This window comes from Porphyrobacter sp. CACIAM 03H1 (assembly GCF_002215495.1).
Lineage (GTDB): Bacteria > Pseudomonadota > Alphaproteobacteria > Sphingomonadales > Sphingomonadaceae > Erythrobacter.
The window spans coordinates 2,497,472-2,513,729 of record NZ_CP021378.1 but is presented as its reverse complement, the minus strand read 5'-3'; the positions used below and the strand labels follow the sequence as shown (position 1 = coordinate 2,513,729).

Sequence of the window (16,258 nt, the reverse complement as noted above, 5' to 3'; positions counted from 1 at the left end):
GTTCAGCCCACCACTGTCACGAAGCTGTCGAGCACCCGCTTCTCGCCCGCTTCCTCGAACAGGATGGTGAGCTTGTTGCCCTCTTGGTCGATCACGCAGCCCGTGCCGAACTTGGCGTGGGTGACCATCGCACCGATCGCGATGTCGGAGCGGGCGGGGGCGGCGAAGCTTGCGGCGGATCGCGTGTTCTCGCGCACCCGGGCAGGCGTGGTGTCGTAGCCCGAGGCGATGGCGCGCCGCCAGCCGGGCCCTCGGGCTTGCGCGCGGTCGGGACGGCTCTGGGCGACGTGGGCGAAGGGGTCTTCCTGCTCGCTCCAGTTCGCCCGCCACAGCGAGGCGCCGCCTGTAAGCGTCGTTTGCTGTTCGATATGCTCGGCCGGCAGTTCATCGATGAAGCGCGAAGGGATCGAGCTGGTCCACTGGCCGTAGATCCGGCGGTTGGCGGCGTGGAGGATGGTGCAATGCCGCCGCGCGCGGGTGATCGCGACATAGGCGAGGCGGCGCTCCTCCTCCAGTGACGCAAGGCCCCCCTCGTCGATCGCGCGCTGCGAGGGGAAGACGCCTTCCTCCCAGCCGACGCAGAAGACGTTATCGAACTCCAACCCCTTGGCAGCGTGGATCGTCATGATCGTCACCGTCTCGCCCTCGTTCGCGCGGTCGTTGTCCATGACGAGGCTGACGTGCTCGAGAAAATCGCCGAGGGTCTCGTATTCCTCCATCGCGCGCGCAAGTTCGGAGAGGTTCTCCGCACGTCCTGCGCTCTCGGGCGAGCGGTCGGCGGCGAGCATCGCGTTGTAGCCGGATTCTTCCATCACCAGCCGCAGCAGGTCTGCGGGGCTGAGCGTCTCGGCCTGCTGCCGCCAGTGCAGGAACTGGCGCATCAGCCCGCCGATGGTGATCGCGGCGCGCTTCGGCAGCTCGTCGCTGTCTGCCAGTTGCAGCGCGGCCGCCGCCAACGGCAGGCCGGTGCGGCGGGCGTGCGAGTGCATGGCCTCGAGCGCCTTGGCCCCAAGCCCGCGCTTGGGGACGTTGTGGATGCGCTCGAAGGCGAGATCGTCCTGCGGCTGGGCGATGAGGCGCAGATAGGCGAGCGCATCGCGGATTTCGGCGCGCTCGTAGAAGCGGAAACCGCCGATGATCCGATAGGCGACGCCGATCTGGATGAAGCGGTCCTCGAACTCGCGCGTCTGGTACTGGGCGCGCACGAGGATCGCGACCTGATCGAGGCCTGCACCTTCGCGCTCGAGCCGCTCGATCGCCTCGCCCACCCGGCGCGCCTCCTCGGGCGCGTCCCAGACGCCGATGACCTTGACCTTGTCGCCGCCGTTGACCTCGGTCCACAGGGTCTTGTCGTGGCGCTGCGAATTGGCGCGGATCAGCCCCGATGCCGCGCCGAGGATGTGCGGGGTGGAGCGGTAGTTCTGTTCGAGCCGGATCACCTCGGCGCCCGGGAAATCCTTCTCGAAGCGCAGGATGTTGGCGACCTCGGCCCCGCGCCAGGAATAGATCGACTGGTCATCGTCCCCGACCACACAGATGTTCCTGTGCCCTTGGGCGAGGAGCCGCAGCCACAGGTACTGGACGGCATTGGTGTCCTGGTACTCGTCCACCATGATGTAGCGGAAGCGGCGCTGGTAATCGGCAAGGATGTCGTGATGCTGCTTCAGGATGTTCAGCATGTGCAGCATCAGATCGCCGAAATCGCAGGCGTTCAGTTGCTTGAGGCGCTCCTGATAACGGCCATAGAGCGCCGCGCCGCGGCCGTTGGCATAGGCCTCGTTCTCCACCGCATCCAGGTCCGACGGATTGAGGCCGCGGTTCTTCCAGCGGTCGATCAGGCCGGCAAGCTGCCGCGCAGGCCAGCGCTTCTCGTCGAGATCGGCCTCGGTGATCAGCGCCTTCAGCACCCGCAGCTGGTCGTCGGTGTCGATGATCGTGAAATTGTGCTGCAGGCCGACCAGCTCGGCATGGCGGCGCAGCATCTTGGCGCAGATCGAATGGAAGGTGCCGAGCCACGGCAGCCCCTCCGCCGCCGGGCCGAGATGGTGTGCCACGCGCTCGCGCATTTCGCGCGCTGCCTTGTTGGTGAAGGTGACGCACAGGATCTGCGAGGGCCAGGCGCGCCCTGTCGCAACCAGATGCGCGAGGCGCGAGGTGAGCGCGGCGGTCTTCCCCGTTCCCGCGCCGGCAAGCATGAGGACGGGCCCCTCGGTCGCCAGCACGGCCGCACGCTGCGGCGGGTTCAGCCGCGCGGCATAAGCGGGCACCGACTCGGGCGGAGCGGCGGGGGAGGGCAGGGGCGGGCTCATCGTCTTGTGCGAACAGGTAGGGAACAATTATCCCCGGAGCAAGCCGCGAGGCGCCTTGCCGCACAGGCATTGCGACGAGCGGATCCTCGGCCTGCCGTCTTTCAGCCACATTTGCCGACCGGACGGGGCAGTGACGGGTTGCCCGGTCGGCCGGAGCATTGTCCCGGGAAGCACCGTGGCCATATGTGGAGATGTCCGGTTCGCAGGGGTCGCGCCGCCGGACAGAATACAGCGTTCGTCGTGCTCGGGTCAGTTAATGATGGAGTTACCCATGCACAAGTCTCTGAAGATTCTCGGTCTTGCCGGTGCCGCTTCGGCTCTGGCGATGACTCCCGCCCTCGTCTCGGCTCAGGATGAAGCGATGCCCGGCACCACGCCGCCGAGCATGCCGGACACCGGCACCACCACCACGACCACGCCGCCGACGGCGCCGTCCGACACCACCACCGAAACTCTCCCCGAGCCCACCGAGGGCACCGTGGACGACAGCACGATGCCGCCCCCGGCATCTGCCTCCAAGACCATGACGGTGGAAGAACAGCAGGCGGCCGTCGCAACCTGGCCGGCCGAGACCCAGACCTATTACCAGTCGCTCACCGAGGAGCGTAAGGAGATGTTCTGGGCGCTGTCGGATGCGGACAAGGTCCGGCTGAGCCAGCTGCCGGAAGACCAGCGTGAAGTGGCCTGGGGCCAGATCGAAAGCCAGATCAAGTCCTCGCAGGGCTAACCCGCACTTTCGTCGCGGACCGTCGCCGGGCCGGCAGCGGAAGCTTCCATCCGCAAGAGGTGGAGCTTCCCCTTGCCGACCCGGCGTTCGGTGTCGTGCACCAGCCCCTTGACCGCCACGTCCTCGTTGAAGGCGGTCTCGAGCGCAATCCAGGTTTCCGGGCCGATCCATCCCAGCCGCAGCAGCCGGTCGAGCGCAACTTCGCCGGCACCCGACTGGTAGGGCGGATCGGCGAGGATCAGGTCGAGCGGCCTTGGACAGGCACGCAAGGCCATGACCGAGCCCGCCTCCACTCGCGCCTTGGCACCCGCACCGAGCGCCGCGACATTGGCGCGGATCACGTCGCACGCGGCGCGGTCCTGCTCGACGAACAGGCACGATGCCGCCCCGCGCGACAGGGCTTCGAGCCCAAGCGCGCCCGAGCCGGCGAAGAGATCGACGACCTGCAACCCCTCGAAATCGCCGAGCCGGCTGGTGAGCATCGCAAATAGCGTCTCGCGCGCCCGGTCGGCTGTCGGGCGCGTGGCCTCGCCCTTGGGCGCGGCAAGCTTCCTCCCGCGCCATTCCCCGGCGATGATCCTCACTTGAGCGGACCCTTCGCCAGATCGGCAAGGAAGCGGTCGACCGGCTTGCCCTTCAGCTCCACCGCCTGCCCGCGCGGCAGATCGCCGAGCGCGAAGGGGCCGTAGCCGACGCGGATCAGGCGGTTCACCTGCAAGCCCAGATGTTCGAGCACGCGGCGGACCTCGCGGTTCTTGCCCTCGGTGATGGTCATCTCGATCCACAGGTTCCGCCCGCTCGATCGCTCGAGGTTCGCGTCGATCGAGCCGTAGCGCATCCCGTCGATGGTGACGCCTTCGATGAGGTCCTCGAGCTGTTCCTGTGTCACGGTCCCGAAAGCACGGGCGCGGTAGGTGCGGGGCACGCGGCTGGCGGGCAGTTCGAGCGTGCGCTTCACCGCGCCGTCATTGGTCAGCAGCAGCAGCCCCTCGGTATTGAGGTCGAGCCGCCCCACCGGCATCACCCGCCCGGCGTTCTTCGGCAGGGCATTGCGCAATGCGGTGTAGATCGTCGGCCGGCCTGCCGGATCGCGCTCGGCGGTGATGAGGCCGGTGGGCTTATGGAAGGCGAACAGCCGGGTCGGCTCGGCGGCGGTGACGGGCCTTCCGTCGACCGTCACGCCCCTGAGGTTCGGCAGGATGGTCGCGGGGGTTTCAAGCACCTTGCCGTCCAGCGCCACGCGCCCCTCGGCGATCATCCGCTCGACCTCGCGGCGGCTGGCGATCCCTGCGCGGGCGAGGAGCTTCGCGATGCGGTCACCCTGGGGGCGGTCTTCGGAGCGGGGAGGCTGGGTGGGCATGGCGGGGGCGAGTAGGCGCTCAGCCCGCCGCCCGCAAGGCTTCGCTCACGATCGCATCGAAGCGCGCGATCCCGCCCTCGAGCGTGCCGAGGGTGATGTGATCGACCGCACCCGAGGAAAGCCCCTGCTGGCCGAGCTCCGCCGCGCGGAAATCCTCGCTGGCGAAGACCCCGCCGTCGAGCAGGTTCCAGCTCCTTTCCCAATGCGCGAGCGCCTTCTCGGTCGCGGGTGCCTCCGGAATGAGCATGAAGTCCTCGACGAGCGTCAGGTCGGCTGCCTGCGGCATAAGCACCATCACGTTGACGTAGTCGGGGCTGGGGACGATGATCGTCGCCGGCAGCAGCTGGTAGGCGAAGGTCACCACCCGCCTAAGCTGCGCCATGTCGGTGAGGTCGACGCCCTCCATCTCCTCGAGCCGCCCGACGGCGCTGCGCTGGTGCGGGCCGATCTGGTCGCCCGCCGTGATCCCGTCCTTGAAGAAGGGGCCAATGGTGGCGGCGTGGAGGCGCGTGACGTGGTAGCTTTCGAGGAAGGCATCCATGATGAGCTTCCAGTTGCCCTTTACCGTGTGGAGCTTGCGCCGGAACAGGTGCGCGCCCGCCAGTCCGAAGGAATCCAGATCCCTGCCCAATTCCTGTGCAGCGCCGAAATCTGCACCTTCGACAGGCGCGAACCAGACAAGGCCCCCTGCCTCGAAACTGGGCAGTTCGACGAGGCCGTAATCCGCCTTGTCGAGGCCGGGGAAAGTCTCGGGCCGGGGGAGGGCCATCAGCCCGCCATCGAGCCGGTAGGTCCACGCGTGATAGGGGCACACGAGGCGCTTGGCGCATTGCACTTCGTTGCCTTCGACCAGCCGCGTGCCCCGGTGGCGGCAGACATTCAGGAAGACGTGGGCGCGCCCCTCGGCGTCGCGGGTAACAATCAGCGGGCGGCCCGTGGCATCGTGCGGCACCGCCATGCCGGGATCGGGCAGGAGAGCGGAGGGTGCGATCACCTGCGGCAAGCGGTCGAACAGCCCCGCCTTCTCGCGGGCGAAATGATCGGGGCAGGTGTAGTTCGCCGCCGGCACCCTCTGGATCCCGCCAGCCACCTTGGCGCGCCCCTCGCGGATCGCCTCGGCAAGCGCCAACTGGCCGGGGGTCGGCGACATTCTGGGCAAATCTGTTGTTGCAGCGTTCATCGCTCTTTTCTCATCCTCTCGTCCCTGCCTAGTGTGGCACGAAACCGGGCGTGCGCAAATCCGCCCTGTCAGCATGGGATCATCGATGGCTGAAGCCGCACTGGATCAACACACCCGCCTGTCGCGCTGGCTCTCGCTGCTCGCCGCGCTGCGCCATCCGAAGACCGGCTATGTCCTGCTGTTCGGTTTTGCGAGCGGGTTGCCCTATGCCCTGCTGCTCGGCACGCTCTACGCCTGGCTGACCGAGGCCAAGGTCGATGTCGAAACCATGGGCGTGTTCTCGCTCGTGGGTCTGGCCTATGCCTTCAAGTTCCTGTGGTCGCCCGCGCTCGACCGGATCGACCTTCCGGGCCTGAGGCGGCTCGGCAAGCGCAAGCAGTGGATCGTCACCGCGCAATTGCTGCTGGGGGCGATCCTGGTGACGCTCTCGGCGCTCAATCCGCTGACATCGCTGGGGCTGTTCTCGCTGCTCGCCGGGATCGGGGCCTTCGCCAGCGCGACGCAGGACGTGGTGATCGATGCCTGGCGCGTGGATGTCGCCGACGAGGTGGCGACGATCGACATCCTCTCGACCGTGTTCCAGATGGGCTACCGCGTTGCCGCGCTGGTGGGAGGTGCGCTGGCCCTGTTCATGGCCGAGCGGATGGGCTGGCCGGCGGTCTTCGCCAGCATGGGCGGCATCCTGCTGTTCGTGGGCTTTCTCGGGCTGTTTGCCCCTGACGCCGAACGCAGCGCCGCCGCGCTGGCCGACGAGCGCGCGAACCTCGGCACGCTGCGGCAGGCGGGGCAGATCGAGCCGCGCACCCGCGCGGTGGCACTGGGCGCGGTTGCCCTGCTGTGGGGCTGGGCACTGGTCACGGTGCTCGATTTCATGGTCCGTTCCCTCACCGCCACGCCCGAAACCCGGCCCGATTCCACCGCCTTCGTGGCGCAGATGGGCCCGCTGATCGTGATTGCGACGGTCGTGATACCCGGCCTTATCGCCGGATGGCTGGAGGCGATGCGCAAGGCGGGCCGCCATGTGCTGACCGCCGATGCCCCTGCAAGCGGCGCGCTCGATACCGCGCTCGATCATGGCTACCGCGCGCTGATCCTGCCGCTGGCGGAGATCATCGGGCGTCTTAAATGGGCCGCCGTGCTGGTGATCGCGCTGGTGCTGTCCTACCGCATCACCGATGCGATCTGGGGGAGCTTTGCCTATCCCTTCTATCTCGGCGAACTGCAATACACCAAGGACGAGGTGGCAATTGCCTCCAAGTTCTTCGGCGTCGGCGCGCTGATCCTTGGACTGGCGCTGGGCGGCACCTTGCTCACCGTGATCGGGCGCATGACGACGCTGACGCTGGGCGCGGTGATCGCGGCGCTCACCAACCTGCTGTATGCCGACCTCGCGGTCGGTGGGGCGCGGATGCAAATGGCCAGCGATCTGACCGGCTTCACCTGGCTTGCCGGACTGTTCGGCGCGGACGACCGCATGGCGCGCCTGATGCTGACCATCGGGATGGAGAACATCGCTGTCGGCATCGCGGGCGCGGCCTTCGTCGCCTATCTCTCCAGTGTCGTCGCCAAGGGATACAGCGCGGTGCAATATGCGCTGCTGTCCTCGCTGACGATGCTGGTGGGCACGCTGGGTCGCCCGGCGCTCGGCCAGATGATCGAGGAGCGCGGCTATTACGATGTGTTCCTGCTGACCACCGGAATCGGCGGTTTTGCCGTGATGCTGTGCCTGATCGAGTGGGTGCGGCAGGCGCGGTCGGGGAGGGCGGAGAACGCCCCGCCGCCAGAGCCGGAGTTGGTCTGACCGGGGTTTGCGGATGGGGGCGAAGTTTACAAAGTTGACACTGTAAACTTCGCATTCCTACAGGAATTCGTCTGCTTGTTCAGCGTGTTGCGTCGCAAAACCGAAGTTGACACTGTGCAGGGCGTTTTCTGGCCCTTGGGCCCGGCACTGGCGGGACCGACGATGGGAAAGAGCGGCTTGAGACTAGCGGATGCCGGCAGAGTAGGAAATCGCCCGATCAGTCCGGCAATTCGTCATTGAGCCGCAGCACCTCGCCCGCGAGGTAGAGCGAGCCGGCGATCAGCACCGGAAACCCGTCGTCGGGGATCATCGCCATGGCCGAGGGCACATCAGGTGCGGATCGCGCTGCGGGACCGAAGGCGCTTGCGGGGTGCCAGTCATGCCCTGGCACCGGCACGGCGGTGATACTGGCGAGCGAGCCTGCCAGCGGCCCGGTCAGCGAGGCGGGGTCTTTCCCCTCGATCATGCCGATCACGAGGTGCAGGCGCTGGCCTGCAAAATGCGCCCCCAGCATCGCGCCCGCCTGCGGGTTGTGCCCGCCGTCGAGCCACACCGCGCGCCTGCCCGTCAGCGGCCCTTCGCCCAGACGCTGCATCCGCGCGGGCCAGCGGGCGGCTTGCAGCCCCAGCGAATAGGCGCCGAAGCGCATGGGGAGCCTGTCCTGATGGCGCAGCATCGCGATGGCGAGCGCGGCGTTCTGGAACTGGTGCGCGCCGGGCAGGGCAGGCGGGGCGAGGTTCATGCTGTCCACGCCGTCCTTTCCGGTGCGATCCGAATAGCCAAGGTCCCCATCGAATGGGCCTGCGTGCCAATCCTCGCCCTGAACGATCAGCGGGGCGCCCTTTTCGCGCGCGACGGCGGCAATGGACTGCGCCTCGAGCGGGGACCGCGCGATGCTGACGAGCGGCACGCCCGGCTTGGCGATCCCCGCCTTCTCGAAAGCGATGCGGGCCATCGGCTCTTCTGGCACGCCGTCCTCGGGGGCGAGGAGGAAGCGTTCGTGATCGAGACCGAGCGCCGCGATCCCGCAGGCGGCGAGCACCCCGGGTTCGAGCACGTTGGTCGCATCGAAGCGCCCGCCCATGCCGACCTCGACCACGCAGGCATCGGCGGGGGTGCGGCTGAAGGCGAGGAAGGCGGCGGCGATGGTGACTTCGAAGAAGCTGGGGCCGAGGTCCTCGCCCCCCTGTTCACTGGCATCGAGCACCTCTTGGAGGATCGCGGCCAGCTCGGCATCCGAGATCAGCCGTCCGGCAATCCGGATGCGCTCGTTGTAGCGCACGAGGTGGGGGCTGGTGGTGACGTGGACGCGGTAGCCCTCGGCCTCCAGCATCGCGCGCAGGAAGGCGCAGGTCGATCCCTTGCCGTTGGTGCCCGCGACATGGAACACCGGCGGCAGCCTGCGGTGCGGGTTGCCGAGGCGCTCCATCAGGGCGCGGATCGTCTCCAGCCCGAGCCGCCCCTGCGGCAGGCTCAGGCGGGCGAGGCGATCGAGCTGGGCCTGAACGCGCGGGTCGTCGGACCGACCGAAGTCGCGCATGGGTGCGTTACGCCGCCTTCACGGGCGCCAGATAGTCGAGCACCTGCGCCAGCGTCGCCTTGAGCTCGTGGCGCGGCACGACCATGTCGACCATGCCGTGCTTGTGAAGGTATTCGGCGCGCTGGAAGCCTTCGGGCAGCTGTTCGCGGATCGTGTCCTGGATCACCCGCTGGCCGGCAAAGCCGATCAGTGCGCCGGGCTCTGCGATGTGGATGTCGCCGAGCATTGCGTAGCTCGCGGTCACGCCGCCGGTGGTGGGGTCGGTGAGGACGACGATATAGGGCAGGCCGGCATTCTTGAGGCGACGCGTCATCACCGTCGCGCGGGGCATCTGCATCAGGGAAAGGATCCCCTCCTGCATCCGCGCGCCGCCCGCCGCCGTCACGACGACATAGGCGCACCTGCGATCGAGCGCCTTCTGCGCGCCGTCGCAGAAGGCCTGCCCCACGGCCATGCCCATCGAGCCGCCCATGAAGCCGAAGTCCTGCACCCCGACCACCGCCGGTTGCGTGTCGATGGTGCCCGAGCCGACCACGAAGGCATCCTCATGCGGGTTCGCGGCGCGCGCGGCCTTGAGGCGGTCGGTGTATTTCTTGGTGTCCTTGAACTGCAGCGGGTCCTCGGTGACCTTGGGGAGGGGAAGCACCTCGAAGCCCGGGTCGAGCAGCAGCGCGAGGCGCGCGTCCGCGCCGATGCGGCCGTGATGCTCGCATTTCGGGCAGACCGAGAGGTTCGCCTCGTAATCGGCGACGAACAGCATCTCCTGGCACGAGGGGCACTTGATCCACAGGTCCTTCTCGGTGGTCTTCTTCTCCGAGGCGAAACCGAGCGAATTGCGGACGCGGGTGAACCAGTTCATGCCAGTTGCTCCTGACGGGCGGTGTGGACCGCCTGGGCGAGGGCGGCGGTCAGCTCCCTTAGCTTGGCCGGAGCCGCGGCGCCATACTGGCCGCAGATTTCCACCAGCGCCGAGCCGACGACGACGCCGTCGGCGACCTTGGCGATTTCTGCCGCCTGTTCGGGGGTGCGTACGCCGAAACCAACCGCCACCGGAATGTCGGTCGACTGCTTGATGCGCGCGACATTGGCCTCGATGCTGGCGATCTGCGCCTGCTGCTTGCCGGTGATCCCGGCGACCGAGACGTAGTAGAGGAAGCCCTCCGAACCTTCGAGCACCTGCGGCAGGCGCGCGGCGTCGGTCGTGGGGGTGGCGAGGCGGATCGGGGCGATGCCCTTGGCACGCAGGGCCGGACCCAGCGCGTCGTCCTCCTCGGGGGGAATGTCGACGCAGATGACGCCGTCGACGCCAGCTGCGGAGGCTGCCTCGGCGAACCACTCGGGGCCGCGCCGCACCATCGGGTTGGCATAGCCCATCAGCACCAGCGGCACCTGCGGGTGCCGGGCGCGGAAGTCGGTGGCGTAGCGCAGCACGTCCGCCGTGGTCGTGCCTGCGCCGAGGCTGCGCAGATTGGCACTCTGGATCGCGGGGCCATCGGCCATCGGATCGGTGAAGGGCATCCCCAATTCGATCACGTCCGCTCCGGCTTCGACCAGCGCATCGAGATTGGCCGCGGTGTCGCCGTCGCCCGCCGTGATGAAGCAGACGAGCGCGGGGCGGGGCTGGGCGAAGGTGGTGGTGAGGCGGTTAGTCATTTTGCGGAGTTCCACCAAGCCCATTTAGTCACCACCATACAAATCCCGAAAGCAACGATAAACACCAGTATCGCCCAAATCTCAGTTGCCGATGGAAACACATCTGCAAAATTTTCACTGTCGAACCGGGCTTCTTCTGCGATGTGGCGGATTGCCAGCGAACCAAACATCACAACTTGGAGCAGAAGCACAATTGCTAACTTCCGATCTCTCTTCATGGCGCAGTCCCAGGCAATAAAGCATCGTCATTGCGAGCGTAGCGAAGCAATCCAGAGCGGCACGCGCAAGCTCTGGATTGCCGCGTCGCCTTCGGCTCCTCGCAATGACGAGGAATGGTGGTCAAAGCTCCACCCCCAGACGCTCCGCGACGGTGAAGATGTCCTTGTCGCCGCGGCCGCACAGGTTGGCGAGGATGATGCTATCCTTCGGCATCGTCGGCGCGACCTTCTTCACCGCCGCGATGGCGTGCGAGGGTTCGAGCGCGGGGATGATGCCCTCGGTTGCGCAGAGCAGCTGGAAGGCGTCCAGCGCCTCCTCGTCGGTGACGGCGGTGTAATCGACGCGACCGCTTTCCTTGAGCCACGCGTGCTCGGGGCCGATGCCCGGGTAATCGAGCCCGGCGCTGATCGAGTGGCCCTCGGTGATCTGGCCGTCGGCGTCCTGCAGCAGATAGGTGCGGTTGCCGTGGAGCACGCCGGGCGAGCCGCCGAGCAGGCTTGCGGCATGCTCGTCGCCGTCAAGGCCGTGGCCTGCGGCTTCGACGCCGAGCATCTTCACGCTCGGGTCGTCGAGGAAGGGATGGAACAGCCCCAGCGCGTTCGATCCGCCGCCGATGGCTGCTACCAGCAGGTCGGGCAGGCGTCCGGTGCGGCTCAGCATCTGCGCGCGGGCTTCCTTGCCGATCACGCTCTGGAAGTTGCGGACCATCTCGGGGTAGGGGTGCGGGCCTGCCGCGGTGCCGATGATGTAGAAGGTGTCGTGGACGTTCGCGACCCAGTCGCGCAGGCCCTCATTCATCGCGTCCTTGAGCGTCGCGCCGCCGCTGGTGACGGGTACGACTTCCGCGCCCAGCAGCTTCATGCGGAACACGTTGGGCGATTGGCGCTTCACATCCTCCGCGCCCATGTAGATCACGCAAGGCAGGCCGAAGCGCGCGCAGACGGTGGCGGTCGCGACCCCGTGCTGGCCTGCGCCGGTCTCGGCGATGATGCGGGTCTTGCCCATGCGGATCGCGAGCAGGATCTGGCCGATGCAATTGTTGATCTTGTGCGCGCCGGTGTGATTGAGCTCGTCGCGCTTGAACCACACCTGCGCACCGCCCAGTTCCTCGGTCAGGCGCGGGGCGAAGTAGAGCGGCGAGGGGCGGCCGACGTAATGCTCCAGCAGGTCGTCGAATTCCGCCTGGAACGCCGGGTCGGCCTGCGCCTTGCGGTATTCGCGCTCGAGATCGAGCACCAGCGGCATCAGCGTCTCGGCGACATAGCGCCCCCCGAACTGGCCGAAATGGCCGCGCTCGTCTGGCTGGGTACGGAAGGAGTTGGGAGAGTTCATAGGACCATCAATGCCGTTCGTGTCGAGCGCAGTCGAGACACTTTTCTGCGCCGCAGGGGTGGCCTCTCGACTTCGCTCGAGGCGAACGGGAGGGGTTATGCTTGGCGTGCCGCTTTGCAGAAGGCCGTGATCTTGTCCACGTCCTTGATGCCGGGGGAACGCTCGACCCCGCTTGAAGTATCCACCAGCGGCGCGCCCGTCAGCCGGATCGCCTCGGAGACATTGGCGGGCGTGAGGCCGCCGGCAAGGCCCCAGGCGAGCGGGGCCTGCCAGCCGGCAAGGAGGCTCCAGTCGAAGGCCGTGCCATTGCCGCCGGGAAGGGCCGAGGCAGGGGCATCGAGCAGCACACGGTCGGCTGCGCCCCGGAAGGCGGCGACAGCGGCGAGGCTTTCGGCATCCCTCACGGCCATCGCGCGCCATGCCTCGATGCCGGTCTCGGCGCGGAAGCGGGCGAGGGATTCGGGCGTCTCGCTGCCGTGGAACTGCACCACATCGGGCGCGACGGTGCGCACCGCTTCGGCAAGGGTCGCCGGATCGGCGTTCACCAGCAGCAGCACCACCTTGACGTGAGCGGGCAGCTGACGCCGCAATGCCGCCGCATCGGCGAGCGCCAAGTGGCGCGGGCTCTTGGCGAAATGGACGAAGCCGACATGGCTCGCCCCCGCACCGACCGCCGCAGCGAGGGTATCGGGCGTCGAAATCCCGCAGATCTTGACGAGGGTGCCTGCCATGCGGCGGGCCTTACGCGGGCGAGAGCGGCTTTTCCAGCACCACGAAGGTGATCTGCGGGCCGGTTTCGGCATCAGCGGGGCGCAAGGCGTGGAAGGGACGGGTCTCGCCGGTGAAGGCGTAGCCTCGCCGGACATACCACGCGATCAGGCTTTCGCGGCTGTCGATCACCGTCATCTCCATCGTTGCAAGGCCGAGGGCACGGCCGTGGTCCTCCGCCGCATCGAGCAGCCGCCGGCCGAGCCCGGAGGATTGCAGCGTGGGCGAGACGCACAGCATCCCGAGATAGCCGAGGCTTTCGTCCTTCCTCGTCACCGCGACGCAGCCGATCAGCGCCCCGCCGTCCCGCGCCGTCAGGATCGTCACCGCCGGATCGGCGAGCATCGCTTCCAGTTCTTCGCGCCCGATGCGTTCATCGTCGAGGATGTCGGCCTCGTGGTTCCACCCCTGACGTGCCGAATCGCCGCGATAGGCGGCCTCGAGCAAGGCCTTGAGCGCGGGCGCGTCGGCGGGTGTGGCGGTGGTGATGGCGAGTGTGTCGGACATGCTCAATCGTTCTGGATCAGGCGCAGCAGCGTCCCGTCCGGGTCGATCAGGTAGGCGATGGAGAGCCCGCTCGGGTCGGGCGCGGCCGGGTGATAGCGCGGGATGCCGTGGCGCGCATCGGGCACGCCGCTCGCTTCCACCTGCCGCATGATCGCAGCGAGATCATCGAGCCGGATGCAGCAGCCGAAGGACGACTGGAAGGGATCGAGGTCGGGGTAGGGGAAGAATTCGAGCGTCACCTCGCCGCGCGAGAGGATCATCCATCCGGACGAGCGGTAGTCCTCCTCGAAGCCGAGCCTGGCATAGAACGCCGCCGTCGCGGCGAAATCGCGCGCGGGCAGGTTGGGGGTGGCGCGGTCGGTCATCGACCGGGGCGTCAGAGCGTCGCCTCGATCGCCCGCGCCGCCGCCGCCGGGTCCTCGGCGCGGCTGATCGGGCGGCCGATGACGAGCACGCTCGCGCCGTTGTCGCGGGCCTGGCGCGGGGTGACGACGCGCTTCTGGTCGCCGGTGCCATTGCCGCTGGGCCTGAGGCCGGGGACGACGAAGAAGCCGTCGCGCCATGCCTTCTTCACCATGCCGACCTCCTGGCCGGAGCACACGATCCCGTCCAACCCCGCCGCATGGGCGAGTTCGGCAAGGCGCATCACCTGCGTCTCGGCGCTGCCATAGACGCCGGTCGCAGTGAGGTCGCTCGCATCGAGGCTGGTGAGCATCGTCACCGCGACCACCTTCGTGCCCGCAGCCGCCGCTGCCTTGGCATCCTCCATCATCGCGCGCCCGCCGCTGGCGTGGACGGTGACGATCGCCGGTTCATGGACGTGGATCGCCTGCATCGCCGATGCGACCGTGTTGGGGATGTCGTGAAATTTCAGGTCGAGGAAGATCGGCAGACCGCAATGGGCGATCTCGTGGACTCCGTGCGCGCCGTGGGCGCAGAAGAACTCGAGCCCGAGCTTGACCCCGCCGACATGGGCCTTGACCTTCTCGACCAGCGCCTTTGCCGGTTCGAGCTGCGGCACATCGAGCGCCAGATAGACCGGATTGCTCATTCGCCGCCCCCTGTTTCGCCCCCGCCACTATCGGCCGGCGCGAAGAAATCCGACTGTTCTCCTGCGCTTTTGCCGGACTTGTCCACAGGGCTGTCCGCCGCGTGGGCGGCATTCGCGGCCACCGTGGTGTCGGCGCGGTGCGCCATCGCGGTGTTCTTGAGCGAGTTCTCCAGCGTGCGGATGCGGCGGGCCTGCCCCCAGGTCACGCTGCGGTGCACCGCCCACATCGGCAGGAACCCGGCGACGAAGGCCAGCAGCGCCAGCACCGGCACCTTGGTTTCCAGCACGAGGTTCTGCCACAGCCTCAGCTCGACCGGCTGCCAGTTGTAGATCGCGAAGATGAGGAAGCCGAGGGCCGCCAGAACCCAGACAATGGTGCGCAGGATCTTCACGAGCGGTCCCTCTCCCGGTGGCCGTTGCCCTGCGCGAACCTAAGCAATTCGGCTCCCTTGTCCAGCATCGCCGGGCTCACCCGAAAACGCGGGCGAAGATCGTGTCGACGTGCTTGAAGTGGTAGCCGAGGTCGAACTTCTCCTCGAGTTGCTCGGGTGTGAGCGCGGCGGTGACGTCCGGATCGGCCTTGAGCAGGTCGAGCAGCGAGAGCGCGCCGTCCGATTCCCACACCTTCATCGCGTTCCTCTGGACGAGGCGGTAGCTCTCGTCGCGGGTCAGGCCCGCCTGGGTCAGCGCCAGCAGCACCCGCTGCGAATGGATCAGGCCGCCCATGCGGTTCATGTTCTTCTCCATCCGCGCCGGATAGACCAGCAGCTTCTCGACCACGCCGGTCAGCCGCGCGAGCGCGAAATCGAGCGTGATGGTCGCGTCCGGCCCGATGTAGCGCTCGACCGAGGAGTGCGAGATGTCGCGCTCGTGCCACAGCGCCACATTCTCCAGCGCCGGGGTGACGGCGGAGCGCACCACGCGGGCGAGACCGGTGAGGTTCTCGGTCAGCACCGGATTGCGCTTGTGCGGCATGGCCGAGGAGCCCTTCTGGCCGGGGGAGAAATACTCCTCGGCTTCGAGCACCTCGGTGCGCTGGAGGTGGCGGATCTCGGTGGCGAGTCGCTCGATCGAACTGGCGATCACGCCGAGGGTGGCGAAGAACATCGCGTGGCGATCGCGCGGGATGACCTGCGTCGAGACCGGCTCGATTTCGAGGCCGAGCTGCTCGGCGACATAGGCCTCGACCTGCGGATCGACATTGGCGAAGGTCCCGACCGCACCCGAGATGGCGCAGGTCGCGATCTCGGCGCGGGCCGCGACCAGCCGGGTGCGGCAGCGGGCGAACTCGGCATAGGCCTCGGCGAGCTTCAGGCCGAAAGTGACGGGCTCGGCATGGATGCCGTGGCTGCGGCCGATGGTGGGCGTGTACTTGTGCTCCTCGGCGCGGGTGCGGATCGCGGCGAGCAGGGCGTCGATGTCTGCGAGCAGGATGTCGCTCGCTCGGGCAAGCTGCACCGAGAGCGTGGTGTCGAGCACGTCGCTGCTCGTCATCCCCTGGTGCATGAAGCGCGCTTCCTCGCCGACCGCTTCCGCGACCCAGTCGAGGAAGGCGATCACGTCATGCTTCGTCACCGCCTCGATCGCGTCGATGGCTTCCACGTCGATCTTCGGATCGGTCGCCCACCAGTCCCACAGCGCCTTCGCCGCCGATTGCGGCACGACGCCGAGATCGGCGAGCTTCTGGGTCGCGTGCGCCTCGATCTCGAACCAGATGCGATATTTCGCCTCCGGTTCCCACAGGGCGGTCATGGCAGGGCGGGCGTAGCGGGGGACCATCGTCGACTCCGGCAAAGGGCAGTTGGCGCGCG

General features: G+C 67.7%; 17 protein-coding genes. 2 read left to right on the top strand and 15 right to left on the bottom strand.

The features are described 5' to 3' along the window. Positions 1–2 precede the first annotated feature (2 nt). A complete protein-coding gene (locus tag CBR61_RS12015) occupies positions 3–2,309 on the bottom strand; it encodes an ATP-dependent helicase (RefSeq protein WP_088914579.1) in 2,307 nt (768 codons plus the stop codon). Positions 2,310–2,580: 271 nt separating this feature from the next. Here CBR61_RS12015 and CBR61_RS12010 point away from each other — a divergent pair, with 271 nt between their 5' ends. Continuing rightward, positions 2,581–3,036, top strand: coding sequence for a hypothetical protein (locus tag CBR61_RS12010; protein WP_157696575.1), 456 nt, complete (start codon positions 2,581–2,583; stop codon positions 3,034–3,036). Here CBR61_RS12010 and rsmD read toward each other — a convergent pair. Genes rsmD through CBR61_RS11995 form a run of 3 tightly spaced genes read right to left on the bottom strand, consistent with a single transcriptional unit; the run spans position 3,033 to position 5,546 of the window. Continuing rightward, positions 3,033–3,620: a 16S rRNA (guanine(966)-N(2))-methyltransferase RsmD gene (gene rsmD / locus CBR61_RS12005; RefSeq protein WP_088914577.1), complete on the bottom strand. Its 588-nt coding sequence runs from the start codon at positions 3,618–3,620 to the stop codon at positions 3,033–3,035. The two genes, CBR61_RS12010 and rsmD, sit on opposite strands and share 4 nt — an antisense overlap. Next, on the bottom strand, positions 3,617–4,396 hold the full coding sequence (locus CBR61_RS12000; protein WP_088914576.1) for a pseudouridine synthase: 780 nt from the start codon (positions 4,394–4,396) through the stop codon (positions 3,617–3,619). Before CBR61_RS12000 ends, rsmD begins: the two co-directional genes overlap by 4 nt. 19 nt (positions 4,397–4,415) lie before the next feature. Next, positions 4,416–5,546: an aromatic ring-hydroxylating oxygenase subunit alpha gene (locus CBR61_RS11995; protein WP_088914575.1), complete on the bottom strand. Its 1,131-nt coding sequence runs from the start codon at positions 5,544–5,546 to the stop codon at positions 4,416–4,418. A 115-nt stretch (positions 5,547–5,661) separates the two neighbouring features. On the opposite strand from CBR61_RS11995, the gene CBR61_RS11990 reads away from it, so the two are divergent. Continuing rightward, positions 5,662–7,377: an AmpG family muropeptide MFS transporter gene (locus CBR61_RS11990; RefSeq protein ID WP_088914574.1), complete on the top strand. Its 1,716-nt coding sequence runs from the start codon at positions 5,662–5,664 to the stop codon at positions 7,375–7,377. 217 nt (positions 7,378–7,594) lie between these two features. Here CBR61_RS11990 and CBR61_RS11985 read toward each other — a convergent pair whose 3' ends face one another. From CBR61_RS11985 to purB, 11 genes are all read right to left on the bottom strand, one after another. Further along, the gene (locus CBR61_RS11985) at positions 7,595–8,917 is read right to left on the bottom strand and encodes a bifunctional folylpolyglutamate synthase/dihydrofolate synthase (RefSeq protein ID WP_088914573.1); all 1,323 of its coding nucleotides are present in this window, start codon (positions 8,915–8,917) and stop codon (positions 7,595–7,597) included. Between the two features lie 7 nt (positions 8,918–8,924). Next, a complete protein-coding gene (gene accD, locus CBR61_RS11980) occupies positions 8,925–9,776 on the bottom strand; it encodes an acetyl-CoA carboxylase, carboxyltransferase subunit beta (protein WP_088914572.1) in 852 nt (283 codons plus the stop codon). Beyond that, entirely contained in the window at positions 9,773–10,570 is a 798-nt protein-coding gene (gene trpA / locus CBR61_RS11975) for a tryptophan synthase subunit alpha (RefSeq protein ID WP_088915602.1), read from the bottom strand. Before trpA ends, accD begins: the two co-directional genes overlap by 4 nt. Further along, positions 10,567–10,788, bottom strand: a complete 222-nt coding sequence (locus CBR61_RS16855) for a hypothetical protein (protein ID WP_157696574.1) — start codon at positions 10,786–10,788, stop codon at positions 10,567–10,569. Before CBR61_RS16855 ends, trpA begins: the two co-directional genes overlap by 4 nt. Positions 10,789–10,909: 121 nt before the next feature. Next, positions 10,910–12,121, bottom strand: coding sequence for a tryptophan synthase subunit beta (gene trpB, locus CBR61_RS11970; RefSeq protein ID WP_088914571.1), 1,212 nt, complete (start codon positions 12,119–12,121; stop codon positions 10,910–10,912). Between the two features lie 95 nt (positions 12,122–12,216). After that, the gene (locus CBR61_RS11965; protein ID WP_088914570.1) at positions 12,217–12,852 is read right to left on the bottom strand and encodes a phosphoribosylanthranilate isomerase; all 636 of its coding nucleotides are present in this window, start codon (positions 12,850–12,852) and stop codon (positions 12,217–12,219) included. Positions 12,853–12,862: 10 nt separating this feature from the next. Next, positions 12,863–13,396 carry a GNAT family N-acetyltransferase gene (locus tag CBR61_RS11960; RefSeq protein WP_088914569.1) on the bottom strand — a complete coding sequence of 178 codons (534 nt, stop codon included), beginning with the start codon at positions 13,394–13,396 and terminating at the stop codon, positions 12,863–12,865. 2 nt (positions 13,397–13,398) lie between these two features. Then, positions 13,399–13,761 carry a bleomycin resistance protein gene (locus CBR61_RS11955; RefSeq protein WP_088914568.1) on the bottom strand — a complete coding sequence of 121 codons (363 nt, stop codon included), beginning with the start codon at positions 13,759–13,761 and terminating at the stop codon, positions 13,399–13,401. A gap of 11 nt (positions 13,762–13,772) precedes the next feature. Further along, positions 13,773–14,447 carry an orotidine-5'-phosphate decarboxylase gene (pyrF, locus tag CBR61_RS11950; RefSeq protein ID WP_088914567.1) on the bottom strand — a complete coding sequence of 225 codons (675 nt, stop codon included), beginning with the start codon at positions 14,445–14,447 and terminating at the stop codon, positions 13,773–13,775. After that, complete coding sequence (locus CBR61_RS11945) at positions 14,444–14,839, bottom strand: DUF1049 domain-containing protein (protein WP_088914566.1); 396 nt, start codon at positions 14,837–14,839, stop codon at positions 14,444–14,446. Before CBR61_RS11945 ends, pyrF begins: the two co-directional genes overlap by 4 nt. A gap of 76 nt (positions 14,840–14,915) precedes the next feature. Beyond that, positions 14,916–16,226: an adenylosuccinate lyase gene (gene purB / locus CBR61_RS11940; RefSeq protein ID WP_088914565.1), complete on the bottom strand. Its 1,311-nt coding sequence runs from the start codon at positions 16,224–16,226 to the stop codon at positions 14,916–14,918. Between the last annotated feature and the right edge of the window lie 32 nt (positions 16,227–16,258).